Origin of the sequence: Pseudomonas sp. BN415, from assembly GCF_029871195.1 — a bacterium.
In the GTDB taxonomy this organism is placed as follows: domain Bacteria; phylum Pseudomonadota; class Gammaproteobacteria; order Pseudomonadales; family Pseudomonadaceae; genus Metapseudomonas; species Metapseudomonas resinovorans.
This window is the reverse complement of record NZ_SSOK01000044.1, coordinates 1-11,060: the sequence shown is the minus strand read 5'-3', so window position 1 is coordinate 11,060 and position 11,060 is coordinate 1. Positions and strand designations below refer to the sequence as shown.

Genomic DNA, 11,060 nt, shown 5'->3' with positions numbered 1-11,060 from the left:
GGCGGGTGTGACCCAGACCTGGCAGGACGAACACGCCATGGTCGCCTTGAGTTTCACCGAGCTTGAGCAACTATTGCAGCCGCACTTCGAGGTGCACGTCTTCGAGCATGACTACGAACGGATTACCCCCTGGGGCGGCACGTCCGGGAATGCATTGTTTGTCTGCGTGAAGCGCTAAGAACCGGCCAACGATCTCTTGGTCGTTGGCGCAGGAACAGCTGCAAGCTGGCCAATTTGGCTGTCAGTGAATCGTAGGGAAACGCTCTTTCACCAATGCCTGAGCCTGATGGGCCATCTGGTCGAGCAGGCGGTCGCGTTTGTTCTCGGCCTCGCTCATGGCCTTCTTGCCATGTTGCTGCACCAGGTAGGCATGGATCTGCCGCACTTCCTTGGACTGGAATATCGGGGCCAGATCCTGCACCGCCACCATGCCGTCCGAGCGATGATCGCGGGTATTCAGCAGCACGTGCGGCCCCTGCGCTGCCAGTACCTGAAAACCCATCGACTCAAAGGTCGGCACCTTGCTCGCCACGCAGGCCAACTCGGCGTGGGGCCGACACTTGACCATCTGCTGCAACAAAGCCCGGGCAATACCACGTCGGCGGTGGCTGGCCTTGACGGCCACATAGGCCAGCGTGCAGGCCTCGGCATCATCCTGGCTAGGCAGGTACAGGGCAAAGCCCAGCACCTGGGAGGGGTCTTCATCATCCAGGGCCAGGATCAACTGCGTGGTGCTATCCAGAGCGCTGTTCATGGCCTGCAGATACAGGTGCACCTCGTAGCCAATCACGTACTGATACAACTGGTAGAGCGGATTGCTAGGTGTCAGCGGCACCGGGCTGATATCGCTGAAGTAGTCCACCACCATTTGTAGAACCTGACTCTTCAGAGATTCGGGCGGTGATGTGTCCAGGTTTACAAGGGTGAACATCTGAAGCTGGCTCCGGGCGTGCCCGATCGAGGGATCGGCGCGGGCGCCCATTGTAACGCCCGCGCGCATCGAGCGTTCTCGCCGCACGCCCATGAGCACGCCCAACGAGCGGGATACAGCGCTCATGCACGGTACGTTGAATAAATCGATTGTTGACGTCCGCTTTCGACCGATTCTGTTGAACAAGGCGCTTCGTCCCGGTTCGCTCGCCCGAAGCTGAAATAAATCCCGATTGACGCGCTGCTACACGAAATCTGGAGCAATTCAGTGCCGCGGCATTGACTCAGTTTTAAACGTAAGCCGCCCCACTTTTGCGGGCGGAAATCACAGGGGATTTTTTCATCAGAATCGCCCCACCGCCGCCGCAGGCGAGCGGCAGCAATAGCCAGAAGGGGAATCTGCCCCTACCGCGCCAACTGCATTGCCGTCCTACAATCGCCTTGCGGAGCATCCGCTCCGTTGTGGCTTTGCTGCAATCCGAGCTTGGAAACCTGTGATTCACAGGTAATCAAACCATGCGACAGGCATGCCTTCGCGGGTATGGGCAAGCTAAGGCGGACGGTACGAAGCGGGCCGGTTAGCCGCGGGACGTTCTACCCGGCACTCTCCGGCGCACCCATCATCCGACCGAAGGTGCTGTAGAGGTGCATAAAGTCGCTGTAAAAATGCAGCACTCGCACTTCGCGTCTGGCTGACGGCCCCGTGCCTCCTGTCCATGGGCGGCTGGCACGCAATGTGCGGGCGGAACTCCGAACCCCGCAGAGTACTCCTGGAACTGACATGGACACATTGCACCTGCTTGCCGAGCGCGGCCTGCTGCTTTCCACCACCCTTTCGGTCAACGGCCGATTACTGAACGTCTCGTCCAGCCTGAGCGACCAGCTCGGCTACACCCGGGGCGAACTGCAAGGCCTGCACATCGAGCAGGTCTACACCGCGGACTCGGTACGCGCCCTGCACCAGCTCTTCGCCAATCCGCCTGCCGACGAGCGGGTCCAGGATCTGGAGCTGACCCTGATCCGCCACAGCGGCGGCCTACTGCCTGTGCTGGCCAGCGGCATTCTGGAGTGGCGCGCGGTGCCCTCGCCGCGCCTGCACTTGATGAAGATGCCGCTCAGTTCCCTCACCCGCCGCTTGAACGAACTGCAGAACGCCAACGAAGTCATGAGCCAGATGCTTTACAGCGCCAAGGTGGCGTACTGGTGCATCGAGTTTGCCGAGGCGGTGGATATCACCCAGACACCTGACGAGGTCGTCCGCCAGGTGTTCGAGAACCGCTCCTTCTGGCGGATGTGCAACCGTGCCATGGCGGACGTCTACGAGATGCCGGCGGACGTCGACTTCAACCAGCAACCGGTGCGCCTTTACTGGCCACGCAGTCCGGCCAACGAAGAGTTCGTGCGACGCTTGGTGGAGACTGATTTCTGCGTCGACGGCGCGCTCTCGGTGGATCGCCGCCACGACGGCTCGCCCGCCTACGTGGAGAACGATGTCCGTGCTGCTATCCAAAACGGCCACCTGCTGCGCATGTGGGGCAGCATCCGTGATGTCAGCCAGGAACTGCGCATGCAGCACGACGCAGAGCAGCGCATCGATGCCCTGCGCCGGGTCTTCGACGCAGTGCCGGACGCGGTCCTGGTGATCGACGAAGAACTGCAACCGCAGTGGCGCAATGCCGCCTTCGAGCACACCTTCGGCATCACCCAGGGCGCCAGAATTGCCCATGCCCTGCTCGACCAGTCGCTGCCCGAGCGCACCTGGCACAGCCTGCACCTCACCGACCTCAGCGGCCGCCCGCAACTGTTCAACGTCCATTGCTCGCGCATCCTCATGGAGGAAGGCGTAGCGTGGAAGGTGGCGGTGCTGCGCGCGGCGCAACGTGCCACCCAGCACAGCACCGAGCTGCATCCATGATCGAAAAAAACCTCCTGCCGCCCCTGAAGATGGGCATGCGCTCCTCGGTCAACGTCAGCAGCGAGATCCTTTCCGCACTGCTGGAGACCCCGGCGCTGCATGCCCTGCTGGACAGCTTCAGCGAGGCGATCATCCTTTGCGACGGCGAGTCGCGGGTGCGTTTCCTCAACCTCTCGGCCGAGCGGGTCAACAGGCTGTCGCGGCAGGAGGTGGTGGGTCTGTCCAACGCTGAGTTCTTCCAGCGCTCGGCCCTGGGCTTCGAGGACTTCCAGCAAGCCGTCGGCCGCGGCGGAAACAGCGCGCTGACCCGCTCCCGCGATGGCCGCATGTTCCTCACCAGCACCCAGGCGGTGCCCACCGGCGCCTACGAAAAACCCTATACTCTGCTGGTGCAGCGCGACTTCGAAGGCCGCGAGAGCCAGCGCCGCAGCTCCCAGCAAGCCTTCGCCCCAGCGGAGAACAGCGGCCTCGGCGACCCGCAGGACAACGCCCTGCACCTTTCGCCCCTGCTCTCCAGCATCGCCGACACCGGCGTGCGCGCCTTCCGCCGCCGCGCCCGCCTGCTGCTGCTCGGTGAGCCCGGCGTGGGCAAGACCGCCATCGCCCGGCATATCCACCGCGCTGCTGGCTGGGGTGATCGGCCTTTCATCCACGTCAACTGCGGCAGTATCCCTGAAACCCTGTTCGAGTCGGAGATGTTCGGCTACGAGCGCGGTGCCTTCACCGGCGCCCTGCAGGGAGGCAAGCGCGGCTATATTGAAAGCGCTTCGGGCGGCACCCTGTTTCTCGATGAGATAGGCGAGATTCCCTTGCATGTGCAGGCCAAGCTGCTCAAGTTCCTCGAGGATGGCAGCATCCAGTCGGTGGGCTCGCCGCTCTCCAAGACCGTCCAGGTCCAGGTGATAGCCGCCACCAACAAGGACCTGCGCCGCCTGGTGGAAACTGGCGAGTTCCGCGCCGATCTCTACTACCGGCTGGCGGTATTGCCAGTGGAGATCCCCCCCCTGCGCCAGCACCTGGAAGACCTGCCGATGCTCATGGACATACTCCTGATGCGCATCAACCGTGACCGCCAGCCGACTCTTCGGCTCTCCGGCCGCTGCCGCCAGCGCCTGCTGGACTATGACTACCCTGGCAATATCCGCGAGCTGGTAAACATCTTCGAACGCCTGGCCGTACTGGCCGACGACGAAGCCGGCGAGCAGCACCTGCCACCGGAACTGCTAGGGCTGATCGCGCCAATAGGCGCCAGGCCTGCCACCCCGCGCGTGGAGCCCGAGACGCTACCGCCGGTCCGCGACGAAGCGAGTGAGAACCTCAAGGCCCAGGTCCAGCGCTACGAACGCCAGATCATCCTGCGGGCGGTAGAAAGCCAAGGCAGCAAGCGCAAGGCAGCCCAGCAACTGGGCATCGATATCGGCACCCTGATCCGCAAGCTGCAACGCGACTGAATCCTCCGGCACAGGGATGTGCCTGCCGCTGCAATTTCCCCTTCCCGCACCGTCCGGCACCGCTGCAAGAATGCCTACAGCGTTCGCCACTTTTGCTTACAAATTTGCCAAACAAAAAATTAAAACCCTATAAATCAGCCACTTACAAATATGGCACGACAAATGCTCTATGACCTCCACCCCATCCACCTGAGTGGGTCATCGCATAGATGCCGAGCCCCAGCGGTCCGGCAGTTCTGGAGGTAAAACAACAATGCTGATCACAGGTATCAAGAGCCGGCCGGTCTACGACCAGCTGCGCCCCCTCCCCGGCGGCACCCGCCACATCGTCGCCGGCCAAGGCAGCGGCGGCCGCGCCATGCTGCGTCTGCTGGGCGAAATGTCCGGGCAGGGCCTGCACATCACCGTGCTCTATTCGCAGGAATCCTTCTCCGGCCAGAACTTCCTCGCCGAGCTGCAACTGCAGCAGGTTGCCGAACTGCGTGTCTACGCCAGCAACCAGGCCCTGGTCGAGGCGCTCGACCAACTGCTGGGTGAGTCCCGCATGGGCACACGTCTGTACCTTTCCGGATCGGAAAGCTTCATCGGCACCGCCATGCAGGTAGCCACCGCCTACGACCTGAACCACGACGAAGTGCTGCGCGAAGACGCCGGCACCTACGTGCGTCGCATCTGGTGCGTGCACTGCGACACCTACACCGAGAACGTCACCAAGCGTGTCTTCCAGTGCCCCGGTTGCAACCTGATGCTGGTCGTGCGCGACCATTACTCCCGCCGCCTCGCCGCCTTCCAGGCGGTCAAGGCCGACGCCGAAGCCCCCGGCGAACTGCCGGAAGCAGAGGAGCTCGACACATGAGCCAACAAAGCGGAACCCTCAGCGTGCGAGTCGCGCACATTGAAGCGGTCACCCCCGAGATCAAACGCTTCACCCTGGTCTCCACCGACGGCTCGCACCTGCCGCCTTTCTCCGGTGGCAGCAATGTGGTGGTACTGATCCCGCATGAGAACGGTACCTACCGCAACGCCTACTCGCTGATGAGCTCGCCGTACGACTCCAGCGCTTACCAGATCGCCGTGCGCCGAGTCGAAGACGGCCGCGGTGGCTCTTTGCGGATGCACGAGGCGGTGAACGAAGGTGATGTACTGCAAATCCTTCGTCCGGTGAACCTGTTCCCGCTGAGCAAGCACGCTCGCCTGCACCTGTTTGTCGCGGGCGGCGTGGGCATCACCCCGGTCTGCTCACAACTGGCCGAGCTGCGCCTGCGCGGTACGCCCTTCGAAGTGCACTTGGCGGTGCGCGGTACCGAACATGCGCGCCTGGGTGAAGAGCTGCAGCGAAAGTACGGCGACGCCGTGCGCCTGTATCGCGGCAGTCTCGATCAACGCCTGGACATTTCCGCCGTGCTGGCCGACCGCCCGCTGGGCAGCCACCTCTATGTCTGCGGCCCGGAAACCATGATCCAGGACGCCATCGACAGCGCCCGCGCCCAAGGCTGGACTGACAGCCATATCCACTACGAGCGCTTCCTCGAACAGGGCAGTGCCGGTGAAGCCTTCAGCGTCACCCTGGCGCGCAGCGGCGCGACCATCAACGTCTCGCCCGACCAGAGCCTGCTGGAAGCGGCTGAAGCCGCCGGCCACCGGATTCCCTACCTGTGCCGTGGCGGCGCCTGCGGGGAATGCGAGACCGAAGTGCTCGAACTTGACGGCGAAATCCTCCACACCGACGACTGGCTGTCGGACGAGGACAAGGCCACCAACAAGAAAATCATGCCCTGCGTGTCGCGCGCCAAGTGCTCGCGCCTGGTCATCGACTGCTGAGCGGAGAACACCCATGACCATCCAGTTCCGACCCGACGAAACCTACCGCGACGACTACACCTACGCGAACAGCCCCGAGTGCATCGCCCGCGCGCCCTTCCCCTTCCCGGACGACGAGTACATGTACTCGATGAACCTGGAGCCCCACGTGTCGGTGGGCGACGCCGCGCTGCGAGCCGTGTTCGACATCGACGAGCACTACATCAGCGAATGCCGCGACCGCGCCATCACCCTGGAAAAAGACCCGGGCATGCACTACGTCTCGGCTCCGCACATGATGGAAGCCCAGTGGGACCTGCTCGAGCTGATCATGGAGTCCTACGCGAGCGACTACCCGGAATACTTCCAGCTGGAGAAGGACGGCACGCTCTGGCACTGGACCAACAAGCTGCTGAACATCGACGACACCTTCACCTTCGGCGACCCGGCGACCCTGCCCTATGAGCCGATGGAGTACATCACTCGACAGGCCCAGGGCGACTGGGTGCTGCAGGAAGAACGCGACGGCACCCTCTACTGGGGCGCAGGTATCGCCACCCAGCGCGCTGACTACTCGCTGCGCTTTAACCTCGGCATGGCCTGGCACGAATTCCATGGCCCGGTGCCGCTGGTGAAGGAAACCGGCATGCTCGACCGCGCGCTGAAGTTCCTGCTGCGCCTGCGCTGCGGCCACCCGGTGCGCCGCCTGAACTGGTCGCTGACAGTCAACCCGCGCCTTGACGTTTCCGCCGAAAGCCTGCCGGACTGGGCGCCGGACCGCACCACGGTGACCGCCGAGAACGCCGGCAAACTGGTCTACCTGCGCATCGAGCTGCAGCCCCTGCACCGGCTGCCGCGCAGCAACGCCATCGTGTTCCCGATCCGCACTTACCTGCTGAACCTGGAAGACATCGCCACCAACCCGGCCTGGGCCAAGCGCATGCACCGCGTGCTCAAGTCCCTCAACCAGGAACTGGTGGACTACAAGGGCTTCACTCGCTACCGCGATGCCGCTGTCGAGTGGCTCTCGCAGTTCGATGACGGCCATGACGAGGAGGTGGCCAAGGCCGGATAAGCCCGCATCACGCTTTACGCATAAAAACAAAAGCTCCATCAGGAGTACCGGCGGGCCCCAACCCGTCGGCCATGCAATCGACTGCCATTCAAATGAGGAAAACAATATGAGTGGGTCACCTGCAGCGCGTGCAACCGCGACACTCGATCACGACGCCGAGCAACTGAAGGCGCTCGGCTACAGCTCCAACTTCGAACGCAGCATGAGCCTTTGGGAGAACTTTTCCCTGGGCTTCACCTATCTGTCGCCGGTGGTCGGCGTCTACACCCTGTTCGGCCTCTGCCTCGCGGCGGGCGGCCCGCCGATGTTCTGGTCCTACCTGCTGATCGGCCTCGGCCAGCTGCTGGTGTGCCTGATCTTCGGTGAAGTGGTTTCGCAGTTCCCCATCTCCGGTGGCGTCTACCCTTGGGCCCGTCGCCTGGTAGGCAAGCGCTGGGCGTGGATGGTGGGCTGGGTCTATGCCTGGGCGCTGTGCGCCACCATTGCCGGCGTCGCCGTGGGCGCGGGTCCCTACCTCGCCGCCATGCTCGGCTTCGAGGCCAATTCCAACGCCAACATCTACATCGCCCTTGGCCTGATTCTGCTGTCCACCGCGCTCAACCTGGTGGGCACCAAGCTGCTCGCCCGAGTGGCCATGTTCGGCTTCCTCTGCGAGCTGGTAGGCGCCATCCTGGTCGGCGGTTATCTGTTGCTGTTCGAGCGTCATCAGCCGTTCAGCGTGCTGTTCGACACCTTCGACCTGAACGTCAACGGCTCCTACCTGCCCGCCTTCCTCGCCGCCTCCCTCGCTGGCCTGTTCCAGTACTACGGCTTCGAGGCCTGCGGTGACGTGGCGGAAGAAACCCCCAACCCCGGCAAGCGCATTCCCAAGGCCATGCGCATGACCATCTACATCGGTGGCGCCGCCGCCATGTTCGCCTGCCTGGCGCTGATCCTCGCCGTGCCGGACATGCAGAAGGTAATCGCCGGTGAAGACACCGACCCGGTTTCCACCATCCTCGCCAATGCCTTCGGCCCGGTGGGTTCGAAGCTGGTGATGGCCGTGGTGATGGTCTCCTTCATCTCCTGCGTGCTCAGCCTGCAAGCAGCCGCCAGCCGCCTGCTGTTCGCCTATGCCCGCGACGAAATGATCGTCGGCAGCAACCTGCTCAAGCGCCTGTCCGCCAACCATGTGCCGTCCTTCGCCCTGGTGGTGAGCGGCGTGGTACCAGCAGTCATCGTCTGCCTCGGCCTGTTCATGGCCGATGCCGTGGCCACCATCGTCGGCTTCGCCGCCATCGGTATCTACGTCGCCTTCCAGATGATTGTCATCGCCGCCCTGATCGCCCGCATGAAGGGCTGGCGCCCGAGCGGCCAGTTCAGCCTCGGTGGCTGGGGTCCGCTGGTGAACATCGCTGCGCTGATCTATGGCATCGGTGCCATCGTCAACATGGTCTGGCCGCGCGCTCCGGATGCCGCCTGGTACATCAACTACTCGATGATCCTGACCACGGTCGTGGTAATGGGCGCCGGCTTCCTCTACATGCTGCTGGCCAAGCCCTACGACAAGGGCACCGCTCCGGCCGGCGACGCCTGGAAGTTCTCCAAACCCGTCCCAAAGGCCGCTGACGCGGCTGGCGTGCCTGCGCAGTAAGTCATCTCCGGCGCCAGACATCCCGCTCCCTCGCGTCCCCCTCTCCCGCCTGCGAGAGAGGGGCGGGGGAGAGGGTGACAGGGCCCAGCACAACTGCATTGCTCACCCCAACCCCTCTCCCAGGGGGAGAGGGGCTAGACCGAACGAGGACTCACCCCATGCAAACCAAGCTCCTGATCAATGGCCAGCTCGTCGCCGGCGAAGGCCCCAGCCTCGCCGTGCTCAACCCGTCCCTGGGCAGCGCCCTGGTGGAAATCGCCGAGGCCAGCCCGGCCCAGGTCGACGCCGCCGTGCGGGCCGCCGACGCCGCTTTCCCGGCCTGGTCGCAGACCCCGCCGAAGGACCGCGCCACCCTGCTGCTGAAGCTGGCCGACACCATCGACGCCCACGCCGAGGAACTCGCTCGCCTGGAATCACAGAACTGCGGCAAGCCCTACGCCGCCGCCCTGAACGACGAACTGCCGGCCATCGCCGATGTGTTCCGCTTCTTCGCCGGCGCCAGCCGCTGCATGAGCGGCTCCGCGGCAGGCGAATACCTGCCCGGCCACACCTCGATGATCCGCCGCGATCCGATCGGCGTGGTCGCCTCCATCGCGCCGTGGAACTACCCGCTGATGATGGCCGCCTGGAAGCTCGGCCCGGCCCTGGCCGCCGGCAACACCGTGGTGCTCAAGCCCTCCGAGCAGACCCCGCTGACCGCACTGAAGCTCGCCGAATTCATCGCCCAGATCTTCCCCGCTGGCGTGGTGAACCTGGTCTTCGGCCGTGGCCCGAGTGTCGGTGAGCCGCTGGTGACCCATCCGAAAGTGCGCATGGTGTCCCTGACCGGCTCGGTCGCCACCGGCAGCCGGATCATCGCCGGCACCGCCGACAGCGTGAAACGCATGCACATGGAGTTGGGCGGCAAGGCGCCGGTGATCATCTTCGACGACGCCGACATCGACGCCGCCGTGGAAGGCATCCGCACCTTCGGGTTCTACAACGCCGGCCAGGACTGCACCGCCGCCTGCCGCATCTACGCACAGAAGGGCATCTACGAGCGCTTCGTGGCCAAACTGGGCGAAGCCGTGGGCAGCATCCAGACCGGCCTGCAGGACGACCCGGCCACCGAGCTCGGCCCGCTGATCACCGAGCAGCACCTGGAACGCGTCGAAGGCTTCGTCCAGCGCGCCGCCGCCCTGCCACACATCCAGGTGGTCACCGGCGGCTCCCGCGTCGACGGACCGGGCTTCTTCTTCCAGCCCACCGTGCTCGCCGGCGCTCGCCAGGACGACGAAATCGTCCGCCGTGAAGTGTTCGGCCCGGTGGTTTCGGTCACCGCCTTCGACAGCGAGGAGCAGGTGCTGGAATGGGCCAACGATTCCGACTACGGCCTGGCCTCTTCCCTCTGGACGTCCGACGTCGGCCGCGCCCACCGCCTGTCCGCGCGCCTGCAGTACGGCTGCACCTGGGTCAACACTCATTTCATGCTGGTCAGCGAAATGCCCCACGGCGGCGTCAAGCACTCCGGTTACGGCAAGGACATGTCCATGTATGGGTTGGAGGATTACACCGCCATTCGCCACGTGATGTTCAAGCACTAACGAGCCGGCCTCGGCCGGTTCCTTGTGGGAGCGGAGATCTTGTGCGGGCGACTTCAGTCGCTGAGCAGGCCGCAGGTCTGCCCTGGAAACCTCGGGGCAGCTACGCCGCCCTTCGCGATTGAAATCGCCCCCACAAAAAGCCGAGCAAAGCCGTTCCACAGGCAGTACCCGCACAAGCCACCAGGAGATCCAGCAATGCGTAACACCTTGCGTAGTTTCGGCTTCATCCTGCTTTCCACCCTGGCCTGCATGGCCCACGCGGCCGACGATGCCAAGGCGATAGTCGACGGTTACATGGCCGCCTGGAATGCCCACGATGTCGACAAGGCCGCCAGCTTCCTGGCCGAAGACGCGGAGTTCTTCGACGCCACCGTCGGTACCCCGCAACAAGGCCGCGCCGCTGCCCGCGACAACGTGATCAAGGTGTTCATCACCGCCGTGCCGAACCTCACCTGGAAGATGACCAGCGAGCCCATCGTCAGTGCCGACGGCATTGCCTTCCAATGGGAGTTCGCCGGCACCAACAGCGGCGCCTGGAGTGCCGAAACCCCGGCCACCCACAAGCCGCTGAAGTTCGAAGGCGTGAGTTTCATCCGCGTGAAGGACGGCAAGATCGCCTACCAGGGCGACTACTACGACGCCCTCGGCTTCAACAAGCAGCTCGGCTGGTAAG

At 64.1% G+C, this 11,060-nt stretch carries 9 protein-coding genes and 1 pseudogene; 9 read left to right on the top strand and 1 reads right to left on the bottom strand.

What is annotated here, in order from left to right; translation table 11 throughout:
* Positions 1 to 178, top strand: a pseudogene (locus E8F20_RS11000) (SAM-dependent methyltransferase); the annotation flags it as partial.
* A 63-nt stretch (positions 179 to 241) separates the two neighbouring features.
* On the opposite strand, the gene E8F20_RS10995 reads toward E8F20_RS11000, so the two are convergent.
* Entirely contained in the window at positions 242 to 931 is a 690-nt protein-coding gene (locus E8F20_RS10995) for a GNAT family N-acetyltransferase (RefSeq protein ID WP_280283745.1), read from the bottom strand.
* 780 nt (positions 932 to 1,711) lie between these two features.
* On the opposite strand from E8F20_RS10995, the gene E8F20_RS10990 reads away from it, so the two are divergent.
* The 8 genes from E8F20_RS10990 (at position 1,712) to E8F20_RS10955 (ending at position 11,059) form a co-directional block, all read left to right on the top strand.
* Positions 1,712 to 2,845 carry a PAS domain S-box protein gene (locus E8F20_RS10990; RefSeq protein WP_280283744.1) on the top strand — a complete coding sequence of 378 codons (1,134 nt, stop codon included), beginning with the start codon at positions 1,712 to 1,714 and terminating at the stop codon, positions 2,843 to 2,845.
* The gene (locus tag E8F20_RS10985) at positions 2,842 to 4,296 is read left to right on the top strand and encodes a sigma 54-interacting transcriptional regulator (protein ID WP_280283743.1); all 1,455 of its coding nucleotides are present in this window, start codon (positions 2,842 to 2,844) and stop codon (positions 4,294 to 4,296) included. Before E8F20_RS10990 ends, E8F20_RS10985 begins: the two co-directional genes overlap by 4 nt.
* 253 nt (positions 4,297 to 4,549) lie before the next feature.
* Positions 4,550 to 5,152: a dimethylamine monooxygenase subunit DmmA family protein gene (locus E8F20_RS10980; RefSeq protein ID WP_280283742.1), complete on the top strand. Its 603-nt coding sequence runs from the start codon at positions 4,550 to 4,552 to the stop codon at positions 5,150 to 5,152.
* Positions 5,149 to 6,117, top strand: coding sequence for a PDR/VanB family oxidoreductase (locus tag E8F20_RS10975; protein ID WP_274801596.1), 969 nt, complete (start codon positions 5,149 to 5,151; stop codon positions 6,115 to 6,117). The genes E8F20_RS10980 and E8F20_RS10975 overlap by 4 nt, the downstream gene beginning before the upstream one ends.
* Positions 6,118 to 6,130: 13 nt before the next feature.
* The gene (locus E8F20_RS10970) at positions 6,131 to 7,171 is read left to right on the top strand and encodes a DUF3445 domain-containing protein (RefSeq protein WP_274801595.1); all 1,041 of its coding nucleotides are present in this window, start codon (positions 6,131 to 6,133) and stop codon (positions 7,169 to 7,171) included.
* A 106-nt stretch (positions 7,172 to 7,277) separates the two neighbouring features.
* Positions 7,278 to 8,804 carry an APC family permease gene (locus E8F20_RS10965; RefSeq protein WP_280283741.1) on the top strand — a complete coding sequence of 509 codons (1,527 nt, stop codon included), beginning with the start codon at positions 7,278 to 7,280 and terminating at the stop codon, positions 8,802 to 8,804.
* Positions 8,805 to 8,962: 158 nt separating this feature from the next.
* Positions 8,963 to 10,387 carry a gamma-aminobutyraldehyde dehydrogenase gene (locus E8F20_RS10960; RefSeq protein ID WP_280282643.1) on the top strand — a complete coding sequence of 475 codons (1,425 nt, stop codon included), beginning with the start codon at positions 8,963 to 8,965 and terminating at the stop codon, positions 10,385 to 10,387.
* A gap of 195 nt (positions 10,388 to 10,582) precedes the next feature.
* Complete coding sequence (locus E8F20_RS10955; RefSeq protein ID WP_280282642.1) at positions 10,583 to 11,059, top strand: ester cyclase; 477 nt, start codon at positions 10,583 to 10,585, stop codon at positions 11,057 to 11,059.
* Position 11,060 lies beyond the last annotated feature (1 nt).